22 protein-coding genes are annotated in these 25,013 nt (G+C 70.4%); 11 read left to right on the plus strand and 11 right to left on the minus strand.

The genetic code is table 11. The annotated features are described in order from the left end of the window. Window positions 1-5 precede the first annotated feature (5 nt). Genes AC1IQ6_RS12035 through AC1IQ6_RS12060 form a run of 6 tightly spaced genes read left to right on the plus strand, consistent with a single transcriptional unit; the run spans window position 6 to window position 6,715 of the window. Window positions 6-506, plus strand: a complete 501-nt coding sequence (locus AC1IQ6_RS12035; RefSeq protein ID WP_209166857.1) for a chemotaxis protein CheW — start codon at window positions 6-8, stop codon at window positions 504-506. Beyond that, complete coding sequence (locus tag AC1IQ6_RS12040; protein WP_485866401.1) at window positions 503-1,762, plus strand: CheR family methyltransferase; 1,260 nt, start codon at window positions 503-505, stop codon at window positions 1,760-1,762. The genes AC1IQ6_RS12035 and AC1IQ6_RS12040 overlap by 4 nt, the downstream gene beginning before the upstream one ends. Then, a complete protein-coding gene (locus tag AC1IQ6_RS12045; RefSeq protein ID WP_102775945.1) occupies window positions 1,755-2,414 on the plus strand; it encodes a chemotaxis protein CheW in 660 nt (219 codons plus the stop codon). Before AC1IQ6_RS12040 ends, AC1IQ6_RS12045 begins: the two co-directional genes overlap by 8 nt. Further along, entirely contained in the window at window positions 2,411-4,651 is a 2,241-nt protein-coding gene (locus AC1IQ6_RS12050) for a response regulator (protein ID WP_485866402.1), read from the plus strand. The genes AC1IQ6_RS12045 and AC1IQ6_RS12050 overlap by 4 nt, the downstream gene beginning before the upstream one ends. Then, entirely contained in the window at window positions 4,648-5,658 is a 1,011-nt protein-coding gene (gene cheB, locus AC1IQ6_RS12055) for a chemotaxis response regulator protein-glutamate methylesterase (protein ID WP_102775947.1), read from the plus strand. Before AC1IQ6_RS12050 ends, cheB begins: the two co-directional genes overlap by 4 nt. A 34-nt stretch (window positions 5,659-5,692) precedes the next feature. Continuing rightward, a complete protein-coding gene (locus AC1IQ6_RS12060) occupies window positions 5,693-6,715 on the plus strand; it encodes a diguanylate cyclase (RefSeq protein ID WP_485866403.1) in 1,023 nt (340 codons plus the stop codon). Window positions 6,716-6,928: 213 nt separating this feature from the next. Here AC1IQ6_RS12060 and AC1IQ6_RS12065 read toward each other — a convergent pair whose 3' ends face one another. Then, window positions 6,929-7,357 carry an Lrp/AsnC family transcriptional regulator gene (locus tag AC1IQ6_RS12065; RefSeq protein WP_246842358.1) on the minus strand — a complete coding sequence of 143 codons (429 nt, stop codon included), beginning with the start codon at window positions 7,355-7,357 and terminating at the stop codon, window positions 6,929-6,931. A 219-nt stretch (window positions 7,358-7,576) separates the two neighbouring features. Here AC1IQ6_RS12065 and AC1IQ6_RS12070 point away from each other — a divergent pair, with 219 nt between their 5' ends. Next, a complete protein-coding gene (locus AC1IQ6_RS12070; protein WP_479731637.1) occupies window positions 7,577-8,860 on the plus strand; it encodes a cystathionine gamma-synthase family protein in 1,284 nt (427 codons plus the stop codon). Between the two features lie 2 nt (window positions 8,861-8,862). Here the strand turns inward: AC1IQ6_RS12070 and AC1IQ6_RS12075 are convergent, their stop codons facing one another. Further along, window positions 8,863-10,371 carry an MFS transporter gene (locus tag AC1IQ6_RS12075; RefSeq protein WP_102775951.1) on the minus strand — a complete coding sequence of 503 codons (1,509 nt, stop codon included), beginning with the start codon at window positions 10,369-10,371 and terminating at the stop codon, window positions 8,863-8,865. Between the two features lie 96 nt (window positions 10,372-10,467). Here AC1IQ6_RS12075 and AC1IQ6_RS12080 point away from each other — a divergent pair, with 96 nt between their 5' ends. Further along, a complete protein-coding gene (locus AC1IQ6_RS12080; RefSeq protein ID WP_102775952.1) occupies window positions 10,468-11,358 on the plus strand; it encodes a LysR family transcriptional regulator in 891 nt (296 codons plus the stop codon). On the opposite strand, the gene AC1IQ6_RS12085 is transcribed toward AC1IQ6_RS12080, so the two are convergent. From AC1IQ6_RS12085 to AC1IQ6_RS12120, 8 genes are all read right to left on the minus strand, one after another. Further along, window positions 11,355-12,041, minus strand: a complete 687-nt coding sequence (locus AC1IQ6_RS12085) for a GntR family transcriptional regulator (protein WP_485866404.1) — start codon at window positions 12,039-12,041, stop codon at window positions 11,355-11,357. The genes AC1IQ6_RS12080 and AC1IQ6_RS12085 overlap by 4 nt on opposite strands. Before the next feature lie 175 nt (window positions 12,042-12,216). Beyond that, the gene (locus tag AC1IQ6_RS12090) at window positions 12,217-13,203 is read right to left on the minus strand and encodes a tripartite tricarboxylate transporter substrate binding protein (RefSeq protein ID WP_111824929.1); all 987 of its coding nucleotides are present in this window, start codon (window positions 13,201-13,203) and stop codon (window positions 12,217-12,219) included. A gap of 48 nt (window positions 13,204-13,251) precedes the next feature. Continuing rightward, window positions 13,252-14,253 (minus strand): Bug family tripartite tricarboxylate transporter substrate binding protein, encoded by a 1,002-nt coding sequence (locus AC1IQ6_RS12095; RefSeq protein ID WP_479731640.1) that lies wholly within the window; start codon window positions 14,251-14,253, stop codon window positions 13,252-13,254. A 34-nt stretch (window positions 14,254-14,287) separates the two neighbouring features. Further along, window positions 14,288-15,538: a CaiB/BaiF CoA transferase family protein gene (locus AC1IQ6_RS12100; RefSeq protein WP_485866405.1), complete on the minus strand. Its 1,251-nt coding sequence runs from the start codon at window positions 15,536-15,538 to the stop codon at window positions 14,288-14,290. A 4-nt stretch (window positions 15,539-15,542) separates the two neighbouring features. After that, complete coding sequence (locus tag AC1IQ6_RS12105) at window positions 15,543-16,679, minus strand: acyl-CoA dehydrogenase family protein (RefSeq protein ID WP_485866406.1); 1,137 nt, start codon at window positions 16,677-16,679, stop codon at window positions 15,543-15,545. A 12-nt stretch (window positions 16,680-16,691) separates the two neighbouring features. Further along, window positions 16,692-17,888: an acyl-CoA dehydrogenase family protein gene (locus tag AC1IQ6_RS12110; RefSeq protein WP_485866407.1), complete on the minus strand. Its 1,197-nt coding sequence runs from the start codon at window positions 17,886-17,888 to the stop codon at window positions 16,692-16,694. A 14-nt stretch (window positions 17,889-17,902) separates the two neighbouring features. Beyond that, the gene (locus AC1IQ6_RS12115; RefSeq protein ID WP_485866408.1) at window positions 17,903-19,084 is read right to left on the minus strand and encodes an acetyl-CoA C-acyltransferase; all 1,182 of its coding nucleotides are present in this window, start codon (window positions 19,082-19,084) and stop codon (window positions 17,903-17,905) included. Window positions 19,085-19,110: 26 nt separating this feature from the next. Beyond that, a complete protein-coding gene (locus tag AC1IQ6_RS12120; RefSeq protein ID WP_485866409.1) occupies window positions 19,111-21,234 on the minus strand; it encodes a 3-hydroxyacyl-CoA dehydrogenase NAD-binding domain-containing protein in 2,124 nt (707 codons plus the stop codon). A gap of 147 nt (window positions 21,235-21,381) precedes the next feature. Here AC1IQ6_RS12120 and AC1IQ6_RS12125 point away from each other — a divergent pair, with 147 nt between their 5' ends. From AC1IQ6_RS12125 to sodC, 3 genes are all read left to right on the plus strand, one after another. Continuing rightward, window positions 21,382-22,311: a LysR family transcriptional regulator gene (locus AC1IQ6_RS12125; protein ID WP_102775961.1), complete on the plus strand. Its 930-nt coding sequence runs from the start codon at window positions 21,382-21,384 to the stop codon at window positions 22,309-22,311. 38 nt (window positions 22,312-22,349) lie between these two features. Then, window positions 22,350-23,675, plus strand: a complete 1,326-nt coding sequence (locus AC1IQ6_RS12130; RefSeq protein WP_485866410.1) for a DUF445 domain-containing protein — start codon at window positions 22,350-22,352, stop codon at window positions 23,673-23,675. 138 nt (window positions 23,676-23,813) lie between these two features. After that, complete coding sequence (gene sodC / locus AC1IQ6_RS12135) at window positions 23,814-24,338, plus strand: superoxide dismutase [Cu-Zn] SodC (protein WP_485866411.1); 525 nt, start codon at window positions 23,814-23,816, stop codon at window positions 24,336-24,338. Window positions 24,339-24,342: 4 nt separating this feature from the next. On the opposite strand, the gene AC1IQ6_RS12140 is transcribed toward sodC, so the two are convergent. Next, window positions 24,343-24,966, minus strand: coding sequence for a glutathione S-transferase family protein (locus AC1IQ6_RS12140; protein WP_485866412.1), 624 nt, complete (start codon window positions 24,964-24,966; stop codon window positions 24,343-24,345). Window positions 24,967-25,013: the final 47 nt, after the last annotated feature.

Raw genomic sequence — 25,013 nt, forward strand, 5'->3', positions numbered from 1 at the left:
CGGACATGGCGGACTCCCACGCCCGCGCGGCGGCCCCACGCCGGCTGTACCTGCTGTTCTGCATCGGTTCCGACCGCTATGCGCTGGAGGCGCGCGACGTCGCCGAGGTGCTGGGCCTGCGCGCGCTCAAGCAGGTGCCCGGCGCGCCGTCGTGGGTGGCCGGCATGCTGGAGCGCCGGGGCGCCGCGGTGCCGGTCATCGACATGAGCGCGCTGGCCGGACGGGGGGCGGCGGCGGCCGTGACCAGCACGCGGCTGGCGCTGGTGCGCTACCGCGGCGCGCCGCAAGCCGAGCCACGGCTGTTGGGGCTGATCCTTGAGCAGGCCACGGAAACCGCGCATTTCGACCCGGCCGCGTTCCGGCCGGGCGGGCTGGATCATCCCGAGGCCCGCTACCTGGGGCCGGTGCTGAGCCACGCCGGCGGCCTGGTGCAGGCCGTACGCGTCGACGATCTGCTGCCGGCGGCGGTGCGCGCGCTGCTGTTTCCGGACGAGGCCCGGCCATGATGCTGGTCGACGATTTCAGCGCGCTGCTCAAGCGGCGCATGGGCCTGGACAGCGGCTCGATCGGCAAGGCGGCCGTGGAGCGGGCGGTGCGGCGCCGCATGAGCGTGGCCGGCGTGGACGACGAGGGCGATTACCTGCAGCATGCCCGCAGCTCGCTCGACGAAATGCAGCAGCTGATCGAAGCGGTGATCGTGCCGGAGACCTGGTTCTTCCGGTATCCGGAGTCGCAGGCCGCGATGGCCGCGCTGGCGCGCGAGCGCCTCTACGCGCCCGGCGCCGAGCACCGCGTGCTGCGGGTGCTGAGCCTGCCGTGTTCCAGCGGCGAAGAACCGTATTCCATCGTCATGGCGCTGCTGGACGCCGGCGTGCCCCCCGAGCGCTTCCAGGTGGACGCGGTGGACATCAGCGTGCGCATGGTCGAGTTCGCGCAGCGCGCCGTGTATGGCCGCAACGCATTCCGCGGCGACGACCTGGTCTATCGCGACCGTTATTTTTCCGAAACCGGCGACGGCCATCTCCTGGCCGGGCACGTGGCCGCGCGCGTGCGGTTCCGTTCGGGCAATCTGTTCGATCCGGGGCTGCTGGCGGGCGTCGCGCCGTACGACTTCGTGTTCTGCCGCAATCTGCTGATCTATTTCGACGCGGCCACGCAGGAACGCGCCGTGCAGGTGCTGCTGCGCCTGGCGCGAGACGACGGCGCGCTCTTCGTCGGCCCGGCCGAGACCAGCCTGCTGACGGCGCGCCGGCTGCCCGCGCTGCCGATGGCGCGCGCCTTCGCCTTCGGCGCGCGCGCCTTGCCGGCGGCGGCCAAGGCCGCGCCGCGGCCGGCGCGCCCGCTGGCGCATGGCTGGACGCCGCCCCGGCGGGCGCTGCCGCAGGCGCCCGCACCGGGCCTGGCCCGGCCGCACGCCGCGCGGCCCGCGCCGGCGCCGGCCAGGCAGGACGCCGATGCCTCGTTGCAGCGCATAGCCGCCCTGGCGGACCAGGGGCGGGTGGACGAGGCCGCCGCGCAATGCCAGGCCCATATCGACGCCCACGGGGTCAGCGCCGAGGCGCTGTATCTGCAAGGGCTGCTGCAGGACGCCGCCGGCGACGCGCGCCAGGCCCAGGCCGCGTACCGCAAGGCGCTGTACCTGGAGCCGACCCACCGCGAGGCGCTGCTGCACCTGGCCGCGCTGGTCGCCTCCGAGGGCGACCACGAGGGCGCCCGCCGCCTGCAGGCGCGCGCGGCGCGCGAGGAGACGCGCCGTGAGTGAAACCCTGGACAGGCTGGCCGACGTGGACGACTGCTGGAACCGCATCGGCATCCGCGGCGACCAGAGTTGCGCGCAGTTGGCGGGCCACGTGCATTGCCGCAACTGTCCGGTCTATGCCGCGGCCGCCAAGCGCATCCTAGACCGCCTGCCGCCGCAGATGGCCGAGGGCGACGGCGCCGCGCCGGAGCCCGCGCATGGCGACCTGTCCGCGCTGCTGGTGTTCCGCGTCCAGCGCGAGTGGCTGGGCCTGCCAGCGCAGGCGCTGGACGAAGTGGCGAGCGTGCGCCGCATCCTGGGCCTGCCGCACCGCCGCGACCCGGCGATGCTGGGCGTGGCCAATGTGCGGGGCACGCTGACCGTATGCGTGTCGCTGGCGCGGCTGCTGGGCCTGGAGGCCGCGCCCGAGGCGCGCGAGCGTCCGGCCGCGGCGCGCATGCTGATCCTGGGCGGCGCGGGCCGCGCGGTGGTGCTGCCGGTCGACGAGGTGCAAGGCATCCACGCCGTCGAACTGGACCGCCTCGAACCGCTGCCTGCCACGGTGGACGGCGCCGCGCTGAAATACACGCGCGGCGTGGCGCGCGCCGGCGGCCGCGCCGTGGGCGTGCTGGACGAAACCCTGCTGATGCAGGCCTTGGAACGGAGCCTGGCGTGAACCCGGAACAGATGCGCGACGCCTCGCTCCTGGAGTTGTTCCAGATCGAGACCCGCACCCAGGTGCAGGTGCTCAACGACGGCCTGCTGGCGCTGGAGCACGACCCCACGTCGGCGCCGCACCTGGAAGCCTGCATGCGCGCCGCGCATTCGCTCAAGGGCGCGGCGCGCATCGTGGACCTGCACCCCGCGGTGCGCATCGCGCACGCGATGGAGGACTGCCTGGTCGAAGCGAAGGAAGGGCGGCTGCGGCTGCAGGCCGCCGATATCGACGCCTTGCTGCTGGGCGCCGACCTGCTGCAGCGCGTGGCCACGCCGGGCGTGGAACTGGGCGGCGAGATCGACGGGCTGGTGGCCCGGCTGAGCGGCGCGGCGCATGCGCCGCAGGCCGCGGCCGTTGCGCCGCCTGCGATGCCGGCCATCCCGGAACCGCCGGAAGTCCCCGCGGCGCTGCCGGCGCGGCGCAAGTCCGACCTCGGCGCGGGCGAGGGCGAGCGGGTGCTCCGGGTTACCGCGGACACGCTCAACCGCTTGCTGGGCCTGTCCAGCGAAACGCTGGTGGAGTCGCAGTGGATCGCGCCGTTCGGCGCGTCCATGCTGCGCCTGCGGCGGCTGCAGGCCGGTGCGTTGCAGGCGCTGGACGGCGCGCGCACCGCGCTGGCCGGCAAGACGCTGGACCCGGGCGCGCAGGCCGCGCTGGAGGACGCCTACCGCATCGTCGAACAATGCCAGCAGGAACTGTCGCAGCGCACCGGCGAGGTCGACGAGTTCGGCTGGCGCATGGGCCATCTGGCGCGGCGCCTGTACGACACGGCGCTGGCCTGCCGCATGCGGCCCTTCGGCGACGGCGTGGGCGGCATGGCCCGCATGGTCCGCGACCTGGGCCGCGCGCTGGGCAAGCAGGTGCGCCTGGAGATCGAGGGCGAGTCCACCCAGGTCGACCGCGACATCCTCGAGAAGCTGGACGCGCCGCTGACCCATCTGCTGCGCAACGCCGTCGATCACGGCATAGAAATGCCGGCCGTCCGGGCGGCGGCCGGCAAGCCGCCGGAAGGCCTGATCCGGCTGGCGGCGCGGCACGCGGCCGGCATGCTGCTGATCGAACTGAGCGACGACGGCGCCGGCATCGCGCCCGAACGGCTGCGCGACGAAGTGGTGCGGCGCAAGCTGGCCAGCGCGGAGACCGCGGCGCGGCTCAGCGAGGCCGAGCTGCTGGAATTCCTGTTCCTGTCCGGCTTCAGCACGCGCGGCGAGGTCACCGAGATCTCGGGCCGCGGCGTCGGGCTGGACGTGGTGCAGACCATGGTGCGGCAGCTGCGCGGCGCCGTGCGCATCCAGCAGCAGACCGGGCAGGGCACGCGCTTCATGCTGGAGATGCCGCTGTCGCTGTCGGTGGTGCGCAGCCTGCTGGTCGAGATCCAGGAGCAGATCTACGCTTTTCCGCTGGCCTACGTCAGCCATGCCCTGCAGGTGCGGGCCGAGGACATCGAGCAATTGGAAGGGCACCAGCATTTCCGGTTCATGGGCCGGCAGATCGGGCTGGTGTCGGCGCGGCAGATCCTGCACACCGACCAGCCCGCGCCGTATTCGGAAACGGTCAGCGTGGTGCTGGTGGGCGAGCACGACCGGCTCTACGGCATCGCCGTGGACCGCTACGTCGGCGAGCGCACGCTGGTCGTGCAGCCGCTGGACCCGCGCCTGGGCAAGGTGCAGGACGTGATGGCGGGCGCGCTGATGGACGACGGCACGCCGCTGCTGATCCTCGACGTGGAGGACATGCTGGTGTCGGTGCAGAAGCTCGTCGAAGGCGGGCGGCTGGCGCGGGTCGACGGCCCGGGCGCGGCGGCCCCGGCGCGGCGCCGCAAGCGCGTGCTGGTGGTGGACGATTCGCTGACGGTGCGCGAACTGGAGCGCAAGCTGCTGTTGAACCGGGGCTTCGACGTGGCCGTGGCGGTCGACGGCATGGACGGCTGGAACATGCTGCGCAGCGAATCCTTCGACCTGGTCGTGACCGACGTGGACATGCCGCGCATGGACGGCATCGAGCTGGTGTCGTGCATCAAGGCCGATCCCAGGCTGCAAACCCTGCCGGTCATGGTAGTGTCCTACAAGGACCGCGAAGAGGACCGCCGGCGCGGGCTGGACGCCGGCGCCGACTACTACCTGGCCAAGGGCAGCTTCCATGACGACGCTTTGCTCGACGCCGTCGAAGACCTGATCGGAAAGGCGCACACGTGAGAATCGGGATCGTCAACGATATGCCGATGGCGGTGGAGATGCTGCGGCGCGTGATCGCGCTGGAACCGGCATTCCAGGTGGCGTGGGTGGCGGCCGACGGCCAGGAGGCCGTGGACCTGTGCGCGCGCGACCGCCCGGACCTGGTGCTGATGGACCTCATCATGCCGGTGATGGACGGGGTCGAGGCGACCCGGCGCATCATGGGGGCCACGCCCTGCGCCATCGTGGTGGTCACCTCCGACGTGGCCCGCCATACTTCGCGGGTTTTCGACGCCATGGGCCACGGCGCGCTGGACGCGGCCGACACGCCCGTGGTGGGCGCGGCCGACCTGGGCGCCGCGGCCGCGCCGCTGTTGCGCAAGATCCGCAACATAGGCTGGCTGATCGGCCGCTACGGCAGGCGTCTGCCGCTGAGCCCGGTGGCCGTGCCGGCGCCGCAGGCGCATGCGCAGGGGCTGCTGGTCATCGGCGCTTCGGCCGGCGGACCGGCGGCGCTGGCGCAGCTGCTGTCCGGCATCGCGCCGGGCTTTCCGGCCGGCATCGTGCTGGTGCAGCACGTGGACGCCTCGTTCGCCGCCGGCATGGCGGACTGGCTCAACGAGCAGGCGCGGCTGCCGGTGCGGCTGGTGCGCGAGGGCGAGCAGCCCGCGCCGGGCCAGATCCTGCTGGCCGGCACCGACGATCATCTGCGGCTGCTGGCCGATGGTACGCTGCGCTATGCGGAAGATCCCAAGGAAAGCCTGTACCGGCCTTCCATCGACGTGTTTTTCCATAGCGTCGCGCAGCATTGGCGCGGCCGGGCGGCCGGCGTGCTGCTGACGGGCATGGGCCAGGACGGGGCGCGCGGCCTGCGGGCGCTGCGCGAACGGGGCTGGCTGACGATCGCCCAGGACCAGGCCTCCAGCGCCGTCTACGGCATGCCCAAGGCCGCGGCCGCCATGCAGGCGGCCGTGGAAATCCGCCCATTGGACCAAATCGCTTCCCGCCTCACGCAGGCCTTTGCCTGAGCGGCCGGACATTGAACAAAAAGAAGGACTGAATATGTACCCTCCCACAGAAGGCGCGGCGCCGTCGAACCTGCAATCGCACGCGGCCATGGTGCTGCTGGTGGACGACCAGGTCATGGTCGGCGAGGCCATCAGACGGGCGCTGGCGGCGGAGGGCAATATCGACTTCCACTACTGCTCGGACCCGGAAAAAGCGCTGACCGTGGCGATCCAGACGCGGCCCACGGTCATCCTGCAGGACCTGGTGCTGCCCGGCGTGGACGGTCTGAGCCTGGTGCAGCAGTACCGCCAGCATGCCGTCACGCGCGACATTCCCATCATCGTGCTGTCCACCAAGGAAGACCCGGCGATCAAGAGCGCCGCGTTTTCGGCCGGCGCCAACGACTACCTGGTGAAGCTGCCCGATTCCATCGAGCTGGTGGCGCGCATCCGCTACCACTCGCGCTCGTATATGGCGCTGGTGCAGCGCGACGAGGCCTACCAGGCGCTGCGCCAGAGCCAGCAGCAGCTTCTGGAAAGCAATATGGAGCTGCGCCGCCTGACCAATTCGGACGGCCTGACCGGCCTGGGCAACCGCCGCTATTTCGACGAGTACCTCACCGCCGAATGGCAGCGCGCGCAGCGCGACGGCCGCGAGATCAGCATGTTGATGATCGACGTGGACCACTTCAAGTCCTACAACGACACCTACGGCCACATCGCCGGCGACGAGGCGCTCAAGCGCGTGGCCAGCACCATCTTCGCGAGCTGCGACCGCTCCACCGACCTGGCGGCGCGCTTCGGCGGCGAGGAGTTCGCGCTGGTGCTGCCCGGCACGCCCGCCGGCAGCGCGCGGCTCGCGGCCGAAAAGCTGCGCCGCGCCATCGAGGCCATGCAGATTCCGCAGAAGGACGCCGGCTCGGGCCCGTGGCTGACGGTAAGCATCGGCGCGGCCACCGCGGTGCCGCGCGGAGGGCAGGCCTGCACCGACCTGATCCAGGCGGCCGACCGCGGCCTCTACCAGGCCAAGCGCCAGGGCCGCAACCGGGTGGTGGCGGGGGCGTTGGAGGCCGTGTAGCGTCGTGGCTGTAGGATGGGTGCAGCGCGAGCGTTCTTGGGCAAAAACGCATAAGCTCAGCGCGCGAAACCCATCAGGCGGCGCGAGCCGCCGCCTTTCGTGGCAAGAGGCCAACATCAGCATGCGGCGAAAAACGGCGGCCGGGGCCGCCTGATGGGTTTCGCGCGTTCGGCAGCCGGGTTCTTGCCTCAGAACTCCCGCGCTGCACCCATCCTACAAATGCAGCTTCGCCGACGACTTGACCTCGTGCATCGACAGCGTGCTCAGCAGTTCCTTCACGCCGGGCAGCGGGCGCAGGCGGTTGCGCACGAAATCCGAATAGGCGTCGAAATCGCGCGCCACGATGTGCAGCAGGTAATCGTGCTGGCCGGTGGTGTTGTGGCAGGCCAGCACCTCGGGCATGGCGAGCACGCCGGCCTCGAACGCGCGGCAGGTCTTTTCGGTATGGTTTTCCAGCGAGATGCTGACGAAGGCCACCACGCCCATGCCCAGCGCGCGGCGGTCCAGGATGGCCTGGTAGCCGCGGATCACGCCGGTGTTCTCCAGGCGCTTGAGGCGCTTCCAGCAGGGCGAGGCCGACAGCGACACGCGCTCGGCCAGCTCGGCGTTGCTGAGCCGCCCATCTTCTTGAAGGATTTTCATGATTTTCCAATCGATCGCATCAAGTTGATGTAACGAGGCAGTGTCTTTCATCGGGTTCGGCTTCAAGGAAAGGTTGTTTCTCATTATCGCCGCCACGCAATAGAAATGGAAAGAATATTGGCGGCCGGCGCAGCCATACTGCCATGCATACCCGCGCCGCCGGCGCTATCGTCTGCGCATGCGCGATTTCCACCCCGGGACTACCGAGAGAGGCAGATCATGAGTTACTCCAGCTACCACAAGAAAGACATCTTCGGCCGTCCGCTGCACGCCGAAACGCAGATGATGTCCTACGGCTTCGACCCCTTCCTGTCGGAGGGCGCGGTCAAGCCGCCGGTATTCCTGACCTCGACCTTCGCGTTCCGCTCGGCCGAGGACGGGGCGGCGTTCTTCGATCTGGTGTCGGGCCGCAAGCCGCTGGGGCAGGACGAGGCCGCGGGGCTGGTCTACAGCCGCTTCAACCATCCCAACCTGGAGATCGTGGAGGACCGCCTGGCGCTGCTGGACGGCTCGCAGGACGCCGCCGTGACCTCCAGCGGCATGTCGGCGATCAGCGCGGTGTTCCTGGCGTTCCTGCGTCCGGGCGACCAGCTGGTGCAGTCGGTGCCGCTGTATGGCGGCACCGAGACCCTGATCTCGCGGATCTTTCCGGAATGGGGCATAGGCTCGCACGCGGTGCGCGACGGCCTGTCGGCGGCCAGCATGCGCGAGGCGCTGGAGGCGGCGGCCGCGCAGGGGCCGGTGCGCCTGTTCTATGTGGAGACGCCGGCCAACCCGACCAATGCGCTGATCGATTTCGCGGCCATGAAGAGCGAGCTCGACGCGTTCGAAGGCCGCCACGGCTACCGTCCCATCTCGGTCTGCGACAACACGCTGCTGGGACCGATTTTCCAGAAACCGGCCGAACATGGCGTGGACCTGTGCGTGTATTCGCTGACCAAGTATGTCGGCGGCCATAGCGATCTGGTGGCCGGGGCGGTCACCGGCGGCAAGGACCTGATCAAGAAAGTGCGCGCCATCCGCAGCGCGTTCGGCTCGCAGCTCGATCCGCATTCGTGCTGGATGATCACGCGCTCGATGGAGACCGTGGTGCTACGCATGAAGCAGGCGGCGCGCACGGCGACCAAGGTGGCGCAATGGCTGGCCGGCAATCCGCTGGAGAAGGTGCAGCTGTTCCACCCCGAGCTCATCGCCGACAGCGCCTACCAGGAGGTCTACAAGCGCCAGTGCACCGGGCCGGGCTCGACCTTCGCCTTCGTGCTCGACGGCGGGCGCGAGAAGGCGTTCCGCTTCATCAACGCGCTGCATCTGTTCCGCTCGGCGGTGAGCCTGGGCGGCACCGAATCGCTGATCTGCCATCCGGCCTCCACCACGCACTCGGGCGTGCCGGCGGCCGAGCGCGAGGCCGCCGGTGTGTCGGAAGGATTGATCCGGGTCTCCATCGGGCTGGAGCACGAAGAAGACCTGATCGCCGACATGGAACACGCGCTGCGCAGCTGCTGAGTTCAGGCGGGCAGCCGGCGGCGGTTGAGCAGCACGAACGCCGCCGTGGCCAGCAGCAGCAAGGTGGCCGTGGCCAGCACGGCGGCGTAGCCGGTGTCGAACGCGCCGCGGGCCAGCGCCGCCAGCGCGGCGCCCAGGTCGGCCGGCACGTGCTCGGCCACGATGAGCGCCTGGTCCAGGCTGTCGCGCGCGGCGTCCGCGGGCAGGCCCGCCGGCACGTCCAGCGCGTGGGCGTACACGCCCGACAGGATGGAGCCCATCAGCGTGACGCCCAGCGCGCCGCCCAGCTCATAGGACACCTCTTCGATCGAGGCCGCCATGCCGGCGCGCTCGGGCGTGGCGCTTTGCATGATGGTGCTGGAGGCCGCCGTCATGGTGGCGCCTATGCCCAGGCCCAGCACGCACAGGCTGGCCATCTGGGGCAGGATGGAAGCGTCATAGCTGAGCAGGTAGCCGGCCATTCCGGCGCCCGAGACCAGCAGCGCCAGGAACAGCAGGCGCGGTCCGTCGACGCGTCCCAGCAGCCAGCCCGCCAGCGGTCCGGACACGAAGGCGGCCAGCGACAGCGGCAGGATGAAGAGCGCGGCCTCCAGCGGCGACTTGCCCATGACGAGCTGCAGCCGCTGGCTGAACACCAGCTCCATGCCCAGCAGCGCGGCCGCGGCGAACAGCGCCGCCGCCACCGCCGACGAGAAGGCGCGGTTGCGGAATATCGCGAAGTCGATCAGCGGATAGGGCCGCCCGCGCTGGCGCCGCGCGAACACCGCGAGCAGCGCCGCGCCCGCGGCGCAGGCCAGCGCGGCGTGGGTCCACGAGGGCGCGGGCTTGCCCAGTTCCTTGAGCGCGTAGGCGCACAGGATCAGCCCGGCCATCACCTGCAACGAACCGGCCAGGTCCCACGGACGCCCGGTCTGCGGCCGGCTGGCAGGGATGCAGCGCCACGCCAGCGGCAGGGCCAGCAGCACGATGGGCACGTTGATCAGAAACACCGAGCCCCACCAGAAATGCGCCAATAGCGCGCCGCCGATGACCGGGCCGATGGCCGCGCCGCCCGAGGCCACCGAGGCCCAGATGCCGATGGCGACCGCGCGCTCGCGCTCGTCGGCGAAGGTCAGGCGCAGGATGGACAGCGTGGCCGGCATCATCATGGCCGCGCCCACCGCCAGCAGCGCGCGCGCCGCGATCAGCGCGGCCGCGCCGGGCGCATAGGCGGCGGCCAGCGAGGCCACGCCGAACACCGCCAAGCCGGCCATGAACAGGCGCTTGTGGCCCAGCCGGTCGCCCAGCGTGCCCATGCCCAGCAACAGGCCCGAGACCACCAATGCGTAGATGTTCACGATCCACAGCTTGGCCGAGGCGCCGACGTTCAGTTCATGCGTCAGGCGCGGCAGCGCGGTGTAGAGCACGGTCATGTCGACCACGATCAGCAACAGGGCGCTGGACACGATGGCCAGCACCAGCCAGCGGCCGGGCGCGGCCGTGGCGACAGCGTTCGGTTCAGTCCGCTGCATGGTTCCACTCCTTCAAGAGGCGCTATTATTCATCAGGTAATTCGTACGAAAAAGTTTGATTTCATCTATTTAGTAGATGGATAACGGGAGAACCGCATGCAATGGACGCTGGAGCAGCTGCGCCAATTCGTGGCCGCGGCGCAGGCCGGATCGTTCTCCGCGGCCGCGCGCCAGCTGGGCCGGGCGCAGTCGGCCGTCAGCACGTCGGTGGGACTGCTGGAGGCCGACCTGGGGGTGGAACTGTTCGACCGCTCGCGGCGCAACGCCACGCTGACCCCGGCCGGCGAGGTGATGCTGCAGGAGGCGCGCGAACTGCTGCGCCAGGCCGGCGGGCTGGAACAGCGCGCGCTGGCGTTCGCCGGCGGGCGCGATGCGCGCCTGTCGATCGCGCTGGACGAGGCCTTGCCGCATCTGGTGTTGGGCGCCTTGCTCAAGGAACTGGCCGAGCGCTTTCCGGCGCTGGAGCTGACCCAGCTGAACGGCACCGCCACCGAGGTCGCCGACTACCTGCGCCAGGGCCGCGCCAGCCTGGCCTTCCACCTGGACCGGGGCGATCCCGGCCCGTCCTTTGCGCATCGCCGCCTGGGCGACGTGGCGCAGGGCATTTTCGTGGCTCGCGGGCATCCGCTGGCCGCGCTGCCCGCCGCCGGGCGCAGCGACCTGGCCCGGCACCGGCAACTGGTCATGCAGATGGATGGCGTCGACGACCTGGTGCTGAGCCCCACGGTATGGCGCGCCGACAGCTGCTACGCCATCGCGGCCATGGCGGCCGACGGCGTGGGCTGGGCCATCCTGCCGCTCAATATCGCGGAGTACGAAGGCAATCGCCAGGCGCTGATCCGGGTGCCCAGCGAGGACCTGTCGCTGCCGATGCTGCCGGTGCGCAGCCTCTGGCTGCAGGGCGGCAGGCTGGGCGAAACCGAGAGCTGGATGCAGCAGCGCATGGAGCAGCTGCTGCGCGAGCAACTGCGCGCCGGGGCGCGCTAGCGCAACAGCGCGCTGACCAGGTCGCCGTCGCTGCGCCCGCCCTGGGAGAAGTCCAGCGCGGTCTGCACGTGTTCCAGGTGCGCGTCCATCAGCGCGCAGGCGCGCTCGGCGTCGCCGGCGCGGGCCGCGTCGATGAACTCCTGGTGTTCGCGCGACGAGCAGCTCGCGTCGCGCGAGCTCTGGTAAAGCATGGTGATCACGGCGCTGCGGGCCGACAGCTCGCGCAGCATGCCGGTCAGCACCGAATTGCCGACCACCTCGGCCAGCAGGATGTGGAAATGGCCCAGCAGCTGGTTGCGCGCCTGCACGTCGCCGCCTTCCAGCGCGCGGCGCTCGGCCGCCAGGTGGGCGTCGATGCGGCGGTAGTCGGCGGCCGTGGCGCGCGCCACAAATTCGCGCGCCAGCGCGGCCTCGAGGATGCGGCGCACGGCGTAGACCTCGCACGCCTCGTTGGCGTCGGGCTTGCTGACGAAGGCGCCCTTGTCGGGAACGATCTGGATCAGCTTGTCCTTGGACAGCATGAGCAGCGCGGCGCGCACCTTGGTGCGGCTGACCTGGTAGACGCGGCCCAGCGCCTCTTCGCGCAGGCGGGTGCCGGGCGGAAGCTGGTGCGCCACGATGGCGGCCGCCACTTTCCTGGCGATGTCGTCGGCGCTGAGATCGGTGGGGACGTCCTGGGGCATGGGCGGCGGCGGGGGAATACGGGCAGCCAGTCTAGCAAATGTCGGATGGGGGGGCGAGATGGGTTCCGCGCGTTCCGTGACGGGGTTCTTGCGTCGGGAATCTCGCGCTGCACCCATCCTACGTCCCTGGCGCTTCCAGCGCGCGTAACCCATCTTCCGCCCGCAACCCGCTCCCTCAATTCTTCGCCATCAATCCCAGATACTCGATCAGCGACTTCTCCTTGACATAGGTTTCCTGGGCCCAGGCCTTGTAATCCTGGCTGTCGCGGTAGGCGGGTTCCTGGTTCAGCTGTTTCATGACCTCCATGCTGGCCGGGTCGTACAGCGCGCGCTTGAAGGCGTCGTGCAGCGTCTTGACCACGGCGGGGTCCATGCCCTTGGGGCCGGCCAGGCCGTAGGGCGAGGTCGACACGACCTTGTAGCCCAGTTCCTTGGCGGTGGGCACGTCGGGCCAGCGGGTGGTGCGTTTTTCGCCGAAGGTGACCAGCAGGCGCATCTTGCCGGCGTCGACGAACTGGTCCCAGCCGGTGGCGTCGCTCTGCGCCATGACGTGGCCGCCCAGCAGGGCCTGCTGCATGTCGGCGTTGCCCTTGAAGGGCACGTGGTTCAGCTTGACCTTGGCGTTGATGGCGACTTCCTCGATCAGCAAGTGGGGCGAGGAGCCCACGCCGGTGGAGCCGTAGTCGATGGTGCCCGGCGCCTTGCGCGCGGCCTCGATGTATTCGTTGAAGGTCTTGTAGGGCGAGTCGGCGCGCACGGTGAAGCCGAAGGTGTAGCCCGACAGCCCGATGATGAAGCTGAAGTCGTTGATCGGGTCCCAGCTGCTTTTCTGCATGTAGGGCATGCGTAGCATTGCCAGCGTGTACAGGCTGATGGTGTAGCCGTCGGGCTTGGCGGTCTTGGCCATGGTGGACGGGCCCAGGGTGCCGCCGGCGCCGGGCCGGTTTTCGACGATGACGGGCTGGCCCAGGTATTTGGCGGCGTCCTGCGCCACGATCCGGAGGTGGCGGTCGGTGGAGCCGCCGGCCGGGAAGGGCACGATCAGCGTGATGGGCTTGGACGGGAACGCGGCCTGGGCGCCGGCCTGCAGCGGCAGGACGGCGCCCAGCGCCGCGGTCAGCGCCAGGCCCAGGCAGGCGCGGCGGGTGGTGGATGGTTGCATGTGCTTGGTCTCCTCTGGTGGACGCCGCCGGTTCCGCCCGGTCGGTCGTTATTCTGCGGTCATGCCTTTGTCGCGCGCGAGCGCGCCCCATTTCTGGTAGTCGTCGGCGATGCGCCGGCCCATCGCGTCGGCCGGCTCATAGTGCGCGATGGTGCCCGCGCCGATGAGCTTGGCCTGGATCGCCGGGTCGGCCAGGATGGCCTGGACTTCGCGGCCGAGCCGTTCGATTACCGCGCCGGGTGTGCCGCGCGGCGCCAGCAATCCGCCCCAGGACACCGCGTCGAAACCGTCGAAGCCCTGTTCGCCGATGGTGGGCACGTCGGGCAGCACGGACACGCGGCTGGGCGAACCGACCGCCAGCGCGCGCAGCTTGCCCGCCTGGATATGCGGCAGGGCCGCCACCAGGTCGGCGTACATCATGGGCACCTGTCCGCCTATCGTGTCGGTGATGGCGGGCACGCCGCCCTTGTAGGCCACGTGCTGCATGCGGAAGTCGCCCACGTCCTGCAGCCGTTCCATGGTCATGTGGCCGAAGCTGCCGGCGCCCGAGCTGGTGTAGTTCAACTCGCCGGGGTGGGCGCGGGCATAGTCGACCAGCTGCTTCAGGCTGGCGACCTCGGGCAGCTTCTGCGGATTGGTCACGACCACGATGGGCAGGTCGTACACCGTGGCCACGGGCTGGAAGTCCTTGGGCGTCTCGTAGCCGACGTTCCTGTAGAAGAAGGGCGCGAACAGCGTGGGCGTGGCCAGCATCATCAGGGTGTAGCCGTCGGCCGGCGAACGCTTGAGCAGGTTGGCGGCGATCGACCCCGAGGCGCCGGGCCGGTTCTCCACGATGACGGGCTGCCGCAGCCGCGCTTCGAGCTGCTGGCCGATCAGCCGCGAGGCCACGTCGGTCGGGCCGCCGGGCGGAAACGGCACGATCAGCCTGATGGGCTGGCTGGGATAGGATTGCGCGGCCGCGCCGCCCGCCACGAGCAGGCTTGCCGCCAGGGCCAGCACGGCGCGCCGGGCGCGGGAGGGATGGGTGCACGAAGTCGGTGCCGTCATGATCGATGTTCCTGGTCTGCGTTCTTCGGAGATTTCAATCGGCGCGGCCGTCGCCGGGCAGGGTCAGCACGCCCTGCGCCTGCAAGGCCTCTAGCTGCGCGTCGCTCATCTGCAGCAGGCGCTGCAGCACGTCGCGCGTGCCTTCGCCCAGCGTGGGCGGGGCGTGGCGGATGGGCAGGCGCTGCCCGTCCAGGCGGTACGGCGGCGCATAGACGTGCGTGCTGCCGGCCACGGGGTGCGGCAGTTCCTGCACCAGGCCGCCGCGGCGCGTGCGCGGGCCGGTCAGGGCTTCGTGCAGCCCCAGCACCTCGCCGCAGGGAATGCCGCACTCGGTCAGGCGCGCCAGCAGCAGGTCGCGCGGGAATTCGCGGATCAGGCCGGTCACCACGGGCAGCAGGGTCAGGCGGTTCTTGGCGCGCTCGACGTTGGTGGCGTAGCGCGGGTCCTCGACGATGTCGGGCCGCATCACCACCTGGCGGCAGAATTTGTCGAACTGCGCATTGGTGCCGACCGCGATGATGAGCGGGCCGTCGGCGGCTTCGAACATGCCGTAGGGCACGATGGACGGATGGGCGTTGCCGTAGCGCTGCGGGTCGCGGCCCAGCAGCAGGGCGTCCAGGCCGTAGTAGCTGGTGACCATGATGCCGCAGTCGTACAGCGCCATTTCGATCAGGCGGCCGCGGCCGCTGCGTTCGCGCCGGTAGAGCGCGGCCAGGACGGCCTGCGCGGCGTACATGCCGGTCATCATGTCCACCGCCGCGACGCCGAATTTCAACGGCGGCTGCTGCGCTTCGCCGTTGATCGCCATGAGGCCGGTCTCGCCCTGGATGACGAGGTCGTAGCCGGGGCGCGCCGCCTCGGGTCCGGAACTGTCGTAGCCGGCGATGGCGCAATAGATCAGGTCGGGCTTGACGGCCTTGAGCTGCTCGTAGCCCAGGCCCAGCTTCTCGGCGCCGCCGCTCTTGAAGTTGTGGATCACCACGTCGAACTGCGGCAGCAGGCTGTAGACGATCTCCACGCCGGCGCTGGACTGCAGGTCCAGCGTGATGGACCGCTTGTTGCGGTTCATGCTGTTGTAGTAGGTGGTCTCGCCCTTGCCGATGCGCAGGCCCCAGTCGCGCGTGTCGTCGCCGCGCACGGGGTGTTCGACCTTGACGACCTCGGCGCCGAAGTCGGCCAGCACCTGGCCGCACAGCGGGCCGGCGAAGACGCGGGAAAGGTCCAGGACCCGCACGCCTTCGAGCGGCAGGTCGAGGGCGTCGGGGGGCGGGGTGCCGCTGTTCATGGCATTACTCCTGCGGGGCCAGTGCGATGAAACGGGCGAGATGATGGTCTTCGTCGCCGAACTGATGGTCGATCATGACCAGGCGCTTGGCATAGTGGGCCAGCGGCAGTTCCCAGGTCATGCCGATGCCGCCGTGCAGCTGGATGCATTCTTCGGCCACCAGGATGCCCACGCGTCCGATGGTGTACTTGGCGGCCGACAGCGCGCGCTCGCGCGTGGCGCGGTCGGCATGGCCGAGCTGGGCGGCGGCGTTGATGACGGCCGAGCGCGCCTGTTCGATCTCCAGCAGCACGTCGGCCATGCGGTGCTGCAGGGCCTGGAAGCGGCCTATCGGCACGCCGAACTGCTTGCGGGTCTGCAGGTATTCGAGGGTGGCGTCGCGCGCGGCGTCCATCGCGCCCACAGCTTCGGCGCACAGCGCCAGCACGCCCTTGCCGATGCTGCGTTCCAGCACGGCATGGCCGGCGGCGGCCTGGCCCAGCAGGGCGTCGGCGCCCACGCGCACATGGTCCAGGGTCAGGTCGCCGGCGCGGCCGCCGTCGATCAGGGGGTAGCCCTGCACCTGCAGGCCGGGCGCGCCGGCCGGGACCAGGAAGAGCGAAATGCCGTCGGCGTCGTCGTCGCCGCCCGAGGTGCGCGCCGACACCACGAACAGACCGGCCTGTTCGGCGTGTCCCACCACGGCCTTGGCGCCGTCGAGCCGCCAGCCGTCGCCGTCGCGCTCGGCGCGGGTCCGCACGTGCGCCAGCTCGTAGCCGGCCTGCGCCTCGGCGTGGGCCAGCGACACGATGGCGGCGCCGGACTGCAGCTCGGCCAGCACGGCCTTCTGCGCCGGCGTGCCGGCCGCGGCGATGGCGTCGCCGGCCACCAGCGCGTCCAGGAAGGGCTCCACCACCAGCCCGCGGCCCAGGGCCTCGAACACCACCGCGATGTCGAATCCGGCGCCGCCCAGGCCGCCGTCGTCTTCCGGGAACAGTGCGCCGATGGCGCCCAGCTCGGCATAGCGCCGCCAGAAGTCCGCGCTATAGCCTTGGGACGAGCGCGCGATGTCGTCGCGCACGGCGAAACCGTACTGCTCGGCCACGAAGCGTCGCAGCATGTCCGACAGCATGCGCCGGTCTTCGGTATGGTCGAAATTCATCTGCTTGATTCCTTACAGTCCCAGGATCATCTTGGAGATGATGTTCTTCTGGATTTCGTTCGAGCCGCCGAAGATCGACAGCTTGCGGAAGTTGAAGTACTGCGCGGCGGCGCTGTCGGCGCCGTCCGGCCCGATCTGCGGGCCGTCATAGCCGTCTTCGAGCGCCTGCTTCACGTAGGGCCGGGCATAGACGCCCATGGCGCGGCGGTTGAGCGCCGTGATTTCCTGGCGGATCTGGGTGCCGCGGATCTTCAGCATCGAGCTTTCGGCGCCGGGCGCGCCGCCGTGGGCGGCCGCGGCCAGCACGCGCAGATTGGTCACGCGCATGTTGTCCAGTTCGATCTCGACGCGCGCCAGCCGCGCGGCGAACAGCGGGTCCTCGGCCAGCGGCTTGCCGTTCTTGCGCTGGCGCGCCGCCACGGTCTTGAGCTGCTGCAGCGCGGCCGTCGACAGGCCCACGCCGGCGATATTGGTGCGCTCGTAGGTCAGCAGGTACTTGGCGCAGGACCAGCCGCGGTTTTCTTCGCCCACCAGGTTGGCCACGGGCACGCGCACGTCGGAGAAGAACACTTCGTTGACTTCGTGGTCGCCGTCCAGCGTGACGATGGGGCGCACCTCGATGCCGGGGCTGTTCATGTCGATGAGCAGAAAGCTGATGCCTTCCTGCGGCTTGCCTTCGCTGCGCGTGCGCACCAGGCAGAAAATCATGTTGGCGTGCTGGCCCAGCGTGGTCCAGGTCTTCTGGCCGTTGACGACGTAGTGGTCGCCGTCGCGCACCGCGGCGGTCTTGAGCGAAGCCAGGTCGGAGCCGGCGCCGGGCTCGGAATAGCCCTGGCACCACCAGTCCGAACCGTCGAGGATGCGCGGCAGCCAGTGGCGCTTCTGCGCTTCGTTGCCGTACTTGATGAGGACCGGGCCCAGCATGCTCAGGCCGAAGGGTACGATGCGCGGGGCGTGGGCCAGGGCGCATTCGTTCTCGAAGATGAACTTCTGCACGGCGCTCCAGCCGGTGCCGCCGTATTCGCGGGGCCAGTGGCTGGCCAGCCAGCCGCGCGCGTTCAGGATGGCGTGCCAGCCTTCCATGTCGGCCTTGGACAGGTGGCGGTGCCCGCGCACCTTGCGCGCCAGTTCCGGCGGCAGTTCGGCCGCCAGGAAGGCGCGCACTTCGGCGCGGAACGCTTCTTCTTCGGGGGTGAAAGTCAGATCCATGGTTGCTCTCGTGATCAATAGATTTCGAACAGTCCGGCCGCGCCCATGCCGCCGCCCACGCACATGGTCACGACCGCGTAGCGGGCGCCGCGGCGGCGGCCCTCCAGCAGCACGTGGCCGGCCAGGCGCGCGCCGGTGACGCCGAACGGATGGCCCAGCGCGATGGCGCCGCCGTTGACGTTCAGGCGTTCCATGGGGATGCCGAGTTTTTCCTGGCAATACAGGGCCTGCGAGGCGAAGGCCTCGTTCAGTTCCCAGAGGTCGATGTCCTGCACCGACAGGCCGTGGCGGGCCAGCAGCCTGGGCACGGCGTAGACCGGGCCGATGCCCATCTCGTCGGGTTCGCAGCCCGCGATCGCCAGTCCGCGGAACGCGCCCAGCGGCTGGATGCCGGCGCGCTGCGCCTGCGAGGCCTCCATCAGCACGCAGGCCGCGGCGCCGTCGGAAAGCTGCGAGGCGTTGCCGGCGGTGACGAACTGGCCGGGGCCGCGCACCGGCGCCAGCGCGGCCAGCGCCTCGTAGGTCGTGCCGGGACGGTTGCAGGTGTCGCGGTCCACGGTCACTTCGCGTTCGCTGACCGCGCCGGTGGCGCGATCGGTAACGGCCATGGTGGTGGTGACGGCGATGATTTCTTCGCGGTAGCGGTCGGCGGCCTGCGCGGCCTCGGCGCGCGCCTGGCTCTGGGCGGCGAAACGGTCCTGGGCCTCGCGGCTGATGCCGTAGCGCGCCGCGACGATGTCGGCGGTCTCGATCATGGGCAGGTAGAGCTCGGGCTTGTTGGCCACGATCCACGGGTCCATGCCGCTGACGCCGTCGTCGCGGGTGCGGATCTGCGAAACGCATTCCACGCCGCCGGCGATCATGGCTGGCGCGCCGTCCATGACGATGCGGCTGGCGGCGCTGGCGATGGCCTGCAGGCCCGAGGCGCAATAGCGGTTGACGGTGGCGCCGCCCACGCTCAGCGGCAGGCCGGCGCGCACCACCGCCTGGCGGCCGATGTTGCGGCCGGTGGCGCCCTCGGGGTAGCCGCAGCCGATGATGGCGTCCTCGATCAGCGCCGGGTCCACGCCGGCGCGCTCGACCGCGGCGCGCACGGCGTGGGCGGCCAGCGTGGGGCCGGCGATCAGGTTGAATTCGCCGCGCCCCGCCTTGGTGATCGGGGTGCGGGCGGTGGAGACGATAACGGCTTCACGCATGGCAATGGCCTTCTGCAGGTTGAAATTCAGGCGTTGCGGTTCAGGCTGGCGAAATCGCGGCCGCTCTCGGCCAGTTCGACCAGCAGCGGCGAGGGCTTCCAGAACGCCGGGTCCTGGGCCGCGTACCCGCGCAGATCGGCCAGAATGCGAGGCAGGCCCACCTGGTCCGCGTAGTGCATCGGCCCGCCGCGGTAGCGCGGAAAGCCGTAGCCGGACAGGGCCACCACGTCGATGTCCGACGGCCGCAGGGCGATGCCTTCGCTCAGCACGTTGGCCGCTTCGTTGATCATGGCGGCCAGGTAGCGGCGCTGGATCTCTTCCTCGGAGAAGGCGCGCGGGCTGACGCCGGCGCGCTGGCGTTCGGCGTCGATGATGGCCAGCACCTCGGGGTCGGGCTGGCCCTGGCGCGCGCCGTCGGGGTAGAGGTAATAGCCGCGGCCGGTCTTCTGGCCGAACCAGCCGCGTTCGCACAGGCGGTCGGCGATCTGCACATAGCGCAGCGCCGGGTCGCGGGTGGCGGCGCGGCGCTTGCGCGTGGCCCAGCCGATGTCGCCGCCGGCCAGGTCCATCATCTGGTAGGGGCCCATCGGATAGCCGAAGGCGCGCACGGCGGCGTCGATCTCGTAGGGCGAGGCGCCGTCTTCCATCATCATGTCGGCGGCCTGGCGGTAGGCGGCCAGGATGCGGTTGCCGATGAAGCCGTCGCAGACCCCGGCGCGCACCGGGATCTTGCGCAGCCGGCGCGCCAGTTCGAAGCCGGTGGCCACGGTGTCGGGCGCGGTCCGGCTGCCGACCACCACTTCCAGCAGCTTCATGATGTTGGCCGGCGAGAAGAAGTGCAGGCCCAGCACGTCGGCCGGGCCGCGGGTGGCCTGGGCGATGCGGTCCACGTCCAGGTACGAGGTGTTGGTGGCCAGCACGGCGCCGGGCTTGGCCACGCGGTCCAGCTGCGCGAACACGGCGAGCTTGGCGTCCATGTCCTCGTAGATGGCTTCGATGATGAGGTCGGCCTCGGCCAGCGCGTCGTAGGACGTCGCGCCGGTGAAGCGCGCCAGGCGGGCGGCGCGTTCGTCCGCGCCCATCCGTCCTTTGCCGACCAGCAGGTCGTATACCCGCGCGACGCGCACGCGGCCGCGCTCCAGGGCCGCCTCGTCCTGCTCGACCATCACCACCGGCAGGCCGGCGTCCAGCACCGCCACGGCGATGCCGGCGCCCATGGTGCCGCCGCCCACGACGCCGATCCGCTCCAGCCGCCGCGGCCGGGCCTGCGTCAGTTCCGGCGCCTTGGCGGTCGCGCGTTCGGCGAAGAAGGCGTGCACCAGGCCGGCGCGCTGCGAGCTGTCCAGGCATTGCAGGAACAGCGCGCGTTCGGCCTGCAGGCCCAGTTCGAAAGGCAGTTCGATGGCGGCGCGCACGGCCTCGACGATGCGCGCCGGCGAATACAGCCCGCGGGAGGTGGCGGCGACGCGCTCGGCGGCGGCGGCGACCGCGGCCAGGGCCGCCGGCTTGTCGGCCAGGGCGGCGCTCGCGTCGCGGGTGCGGCGCGGGCCGGCGTGCATGGCGAGCAGCTGGCGGGCATGGGCCAGGCCGGCGCCGAGCGCGTCGTCGCCGTCGGCCACCGCATCGACCAGCCCGGCGGCGAGCGCGTCCTGGGCCGACAGATGGCGGCCCGACAGCATCAGGTCCAGCGCGGCCTGCGCGCCCATCAGGCGCGGGGCGCGCTGCGTGCCCCCGGCGCCGGGCAACAGGCCCAGATTGACTTCGGGCAGCCCCAGCCTGGCGCCGGGCAGGGCCACGCGATAGTGCGCGGCCAGCGCCACTTCCAGCCCCCCGCCCAGCGCGGCGCCGTGCAGCACGGCCACCACCGGCTTGGGACTGGCTTCGATCAGGTTGCACACCTCGGGCAGCGAAGGCGGCTGCGGCGGCTTGCCAAATTCGCGGATGTCGGCGCCGGCGATGAACGCCTTGCCGGAGCCGGTCAGCAGGATGGCGCGGACCTGCGCGTCGTCCCGGGCCTGCCTCACGGCCCGCGCCAGGCCGGCGCGCACCGCGGCGCTCAGGGCATTGACCGGGGGATGGTCGATGGTCACGACCAGGATGTCCTCGTAGCGGCGCGCGTGAACCGCGCCGGTGCTTGCGCTGTCTGTCATGGACAGGTGTCTCCGTCAGGGCATGCCGGGTTGGCCCGCCTCTTTTTTGTGTGCCATATTCTTTCCCAGTCAATAAGTCTTGACAATTCCAGCCACAATTGACATAACGTTTAAAAAAATTTGACGATGGCCGTGTAGGAGAGGCGGATGGACACCAAATCCCTGACCTTGCTGGTGGAAATCCTGGATGCCGGCAACCTGAGCGAGGCGGCGCGCCGGCTGAAGATGACGCGCGCCAACGTCAGCTATCACCTGAGCCAGCTGGAACGCTCGGTCGGCATGCAGCTGGTGCGGCGCACGACGCGGCGGGTCGAACCCACCGAGATCGGGCTCAAGCTCTATCGCCACGGCCGCAACATCCAGGATGAGATCACCGCGGCCCGCGAGTCGGTCGAGACCCTGGGCAAGACGCCGCAGGGCAAGGTGCGGCTGAGCGTGCCCAGCGGCTACGGCGGTTTCGTGATGACGCCCTGGCTGCTGGAGTTCAAGCAGGCCTATCCGGACATCGTGCTGGACGTGCTGTTCGAGAACAGCGTGGACGACCTGCTGCGCGACGAGGTCGACATCGCGGTGCGCATCATGTCCGAGCCGCCGCAGAACCTGGTGGCGCGCGAGCTGGGCCAGGTCCGCTACGTGGCCTGCGCGTCGCATGCCTATGCCGCCGCCCGCGGGCTGCCGCAGCGTCCCGAGGACCTGGCCAATTGTCCGGTCATCAGCGCCGCGGTCATCGGCCGGCCGTTGCGGCTGTCGGCCTATTACGGCGGCCTGCCGCGCCAGCACGTGGTGCTGGAGCCCACGGTGGTTTCGCGCAATTACGTTTTCCTGCGCGACGCGATCCGCGCCGGGCTGGGGGTGGGCATCGTGCCGGATTACGTGGTGCACCGGGACCTGGCCGCCGGCGAGCTGCTGCCCGCCCTGACGCCGTGGCGGCTCAGCATTTTCGGGCGCGCCATGTATATGCTGTACATGCCGAACCGGCACCATCCGCGGGCCATCTCGATGATGATCGAATTCATACTGGCGCGCGCCCAGGCCAGCCATGAAGGCATGCCGGGCCTGCTGGCCCCGGCCGGGTAGCGCCTGCTGGCCCTGGTCCCCCACATCCCGGAGACTCCATGACAGACACGTCCACGTCCGGCGCCGCCCGCGCGACCCGTTCCGCCCTGGCGTCCGAGGCGCGCCGCGCGCAGCTGCGGCGCATGAAGATCGGCGCGCTGGCGCTGCTTGCGGCCATGATGGGCGGCTTCGTCCTCAGCCATGCGATGGGCGGGCAGGGGATCTGGGCCTGGGTGCGCGCCTTCTGCGAGGCGGCCACGGTGGGCGCGCTGGCCGACTGGTTCGCGGTGGTCGCGCTGTTTCGCCGCCCGCTGGGACTGCCGATTCCACATACCGCCATCATCCCGAGCAACAAGGACCGCATCGGCGACAACCTGGCGGTGTTCGTGCGCGACCACTTCCTGGACCCCGACGCGCTGATGGAAAAGCTGCGCGTGTTCGACCCGGCCGCGCGCCTGAGCCGCTGGCTGGGCCGCCCGCGCCAGGCGCGCGCGCTGAGCGAGGGCGCGCGCAACGTGGCGCTGCAGACGCTGGACCTGCTGGACGACCGCGCGGTGCGCGGCGTGATCCAGGAATTCGCGGTGAAGACCTTGCGCCGCTGGGACGCGGCCGACACGGCCGGCGAGGTGCTGGGCCTGCTCACGCGCGACGGCCGCCACCAGGAACTGCTGGACGCCGCGCTGGAACGGCTGGGCGGCTACCTGAGCGAAGAAGAGGTGAAGGCCCGCGCCTCGGGCCTGCTGGTCAAGTTCGCCAGGAAGGAATGGCCGCGCATCATCGCCGCGGTGGACGTGGTCAAGTCGGTCGAGGGCATCGCCGACAACCTGGCCGACCGGCTGGCGCGTGCGCTGGTGGAAGAACTGCGCGACGTGCTGTCGCAGCCGGAGCATCCGGTGCGCCGCGACTACGAGGCCTGGGTGCTGAACTACATCCGCCGGCTGCGCGACGATCCCGCGCTGGCCGCGCAGGTCGAGGCGCTCAAGCAGCGCGCCATCGACCACCCCAAGGTGCAGGAATACGTGCAAGGCCTGTGGGACGACATCCACGCGGCGTTGCGGCGCGATCTGTCCGACGAGGATTCGGCGCTGGCGCGCCACCTGGAAAACGCCTTGCTGGCGCTGGCCCGCAAGCTGGGCGAAGACCGCGGCCTGCGCGAGGCCGTCAACCGCCACGTGCTGGGCGGCGCGCGCCGCCTGACCGGCCGGCTGCGCAGCGGCGTCACCGAGCATATTTCGCGCACGGTGAAGAACTGGGACGAGCGCCACCTGGTCGACGAGCTGGAGCTGAGCGTGGGCAAGGACCTGCAATACATCCGCTTCAATGGCACCGTGGTCGGCGGGCTGATCGGCGTGGCGCTGCACGCGGTGGTGTCGGCGGTCTGGTGAGAGGCGCGGCAGGCCCGCGCCCTCCGTTTGTATCAGGAACGAAGATTGCTGGCGGGCGGCTCGGCGTGAATGCTATTGTTTTTGACGGCATGGGGCGGCGACCGGCCGGCCCTGGCCTGCGATTCCTGGAGGCACCACATGAAGAAAATATCGTTGCTGGTTTCGGCGCTTGCGCTGGCGGGCGCCGCCGGCGCGGCGTCGGCGGAAAGCGTTTCGATGTCCTTCCTGAGCGCGGACGGCGTGGGCAAGAGCGCCGGCACCATCACGGTCAAGGACACCAAGGGCGGGCTGGAGCTGACGCCGAACCTGAAGGGCTTGCCGCCCGGCGAACACGGCTTCCACGTGCACGAGAAAGGGTCTTGCGAGCCCGGCATGGTGAACGGCCAGATGGCGCCCGGCGGCGCGGCCGGCGGGCACCTGGACCCCAAGGGAACCAAGGCCCACAAGGGTCCGATGGCGACCGACGGGCACCAGGGCGACCTGCCGTTCATCGTGGTCGCGGCCGACGGCTCGGCCAAGAAAGCGGTGGTCGCGCCGCACCTGAAGCTGGCCGACGTCAAGGGCCGCGCGCTGATGGTGCACGTGGGCGGCGACAACTACAGCGACACGCCCAAGCCGCTGGGCGGCGGGGGCGGACGCCTGGTCTGCGGCGTGGTGAAGTAGGCGCTCAGACCGTGCCGTTGCGGCCGTGCTGGCGGTAGCCTTCGCGCTCGGCCAGCCGGTCGTAATAGGCCTCGACGGCCGGCAGCCGCGGCTTGTCGAAGGGCGTGAGGAACCACCGGTTCACCGACAGGCCGACGGCGACGTCGGCCAGCGTGAAGGCCGCGCCCGACACATAGGCGCCGGTCTGTTGCAGCCGCTGGTCCAGGATGCCCATGAAGCGCGACCAGGCCTGGCACGAGGCCTCGATCGCGGCGGCGTCGCTGTGCGCGGCCGATTGCCGCGCCAGCGCCATGAAGGCATAGGACCAGGAACGGTTCAGATCGCTGGCCTGCCAGTCCAGCCACTGGTCGACGCGGGCGCGCAGCTTCGGTTTGGCCGGATACAGCGCCTGGCCGCCGTATTGCGAAGCCAGGTAGCGGATGATGCTGTTGGACTCCCACAGCACGAAGTTGCCGTCCTGGATCACGGGCACCATGGCGTTGGGGTTGAGCGCCAGGAATCCGGGCTCTTCCGTGGGCCTGAACCCCGAGCCCCAGTCTTCGCGCTCGAAAGGCAGCCGCAGTTCGGCGCAGGTCCACAGCACCTTGCGCACGTTGATGGATGAGGCCTTTCCGAGGATTTTCAGCATGCTGTGCGCGCCGCGCGCTCCGTTGGTATGAACGGGGCAGTCTAGCG

Source organism: Achromobacter sp. MUI-25009338, from assembly GCF_057359325.1.

Bases quoted from the DNA above. Each gene is read 5' to 3' on its own strand.
- AC1IQ6_RS12035 (WP_209166857.1), top strand. From the start codon at position 6: ATGGCGGACTCCCACGCCCGCGCGGCGGCCCCACGCCGGCTGTACCTG.
- AC1IQ6_RS12040 (WP_485866401.1), top strand. From the start codon at position 503: ATGATGCTGGTCGACGATTTCAGCGCGCTGCTCAAGCGGCGCATGGGC.
- AC1IQ6_RS12060 (WP_485866403.1), top strand. From the start codon at position 5,693: ATGTACCCTCCCACAGAAGGCGCGGCGCCGTCGAACCTGCAATCGCAC.
- AC1IQ6_RS12065 (WP_246842358.1), bottom strand. From the start codon at position 7,357: ATGAAAATCCTTCAAGAAGATGGGCGGCTCAGCAACGCCGAGCTGGCC.
- AC1IQ6_RS12070 (WP_479731637.1), top strand. From the start codon at position 7,577: ATGAGTTACTCCAGCTACCACAAGAAAGACATCTTCGGCCGTCCGCTG.
- AC1IQ6_RS12075 (WP_102775951.1), bottom strand. From the start codon at position 10,371: ATGCAGCGGACTGAACCGAACGCTGTCGCCACGGCCGCGCCCGGCCGC.
- AC1IQ6_RS12080 (WP_102775952.1), top strand. From the start codon at position 10,468: ATGCAATGGACGCTGGAGCAGCTGCGCCAATTCGTGGCCGCGGCGCAG.
- AC1IQ6_RS12085 (WP_485866404.1), bottom strand. From the start codon at position 12,041: ATGCCCCAGGACGTCCCCACCGATCTCAGCGCCGACGACATCGCCAGG.
- AC1IQ6_RS12090 (WP_111824929.1), bottom strand. From the start codon at position 13,203: ATGCAACCATCCACCACCCGCCGCGCCTGCCTGGGCCTGGCGCTGACC.
- AC1IQ6_RS12095 (WP_479731640.1), bottom strand. From the start codon at position 14,253: ATGACGGCACCGACTTCGTGCACCCATCCCTCCCGCGCCCGGCGCGCC.
- AC1IQ6_RS12100 (WP_485866405.1), bottom strand. From the start codon at position 15,538: ATGAACAGCGGCACCCCGCCCCCCGACGCCCTCGACCTGCCGCTCGAA.
- AC1IQ6_RS12105 (WP_485866406.1), bottom strand. From the start codon at position 16,679: ATGAATTTCGACCATACCGAAGACCGGCGCATGCTGTCGGACATGCTG.
- AC1IQ6_RS12110 (WP_485866407.1), bottom strand. From the start codon at position 17,888: ATGGATCTGACTTTCACCCCCGAAGAAGAAGCGTTCCGCGCCGAAGTG.
- AC1IQ6_RS12115 (WP_485866408.1), bottom strand. From the start codon at position 19,084: ATGCGTGAAGCCGTTATCGTCTCCACCGCCCGCACCCCGATCACCAAG.
- AC1IQ6_RS12120 (WP_485866409.1), bottom strand. From the start codon at position 21,234: ATGACAGACAGCGCAAGCACCGGCGCGGTTCACGCGCGCCGCTACGAG.
- AC1IQ6_RS12125 (WP_102775961.1), top strand. From the start codon at position 21,382: ATGGACACCAAATCCCTGACCTTGCTGGTGGAAATCCTGGATGCCGGC.
- AC1IQ6_RS12130 (WP_485866410.1), top strand. From the start codon at position 22,350: ATGACAGACACGTCCACGTCCGGCGCCGCCCGCGCGACCCGTTCCGCC.
- sodC (WP_485866411.1), top strand. From the start codon at position 23,814: ATGAAGAAAATATCGTTGCTGGTTTCGGCGCTTGCGCTGGCGGGCGCC.
- AC1IQ6_RS12140 (WP_485866412.1), bottom strand. From the start codon at position 24,966: ATGCTGAAAATCCTCGGAAAGGCCTCATCCATCAACGTGCGCAAGGTG.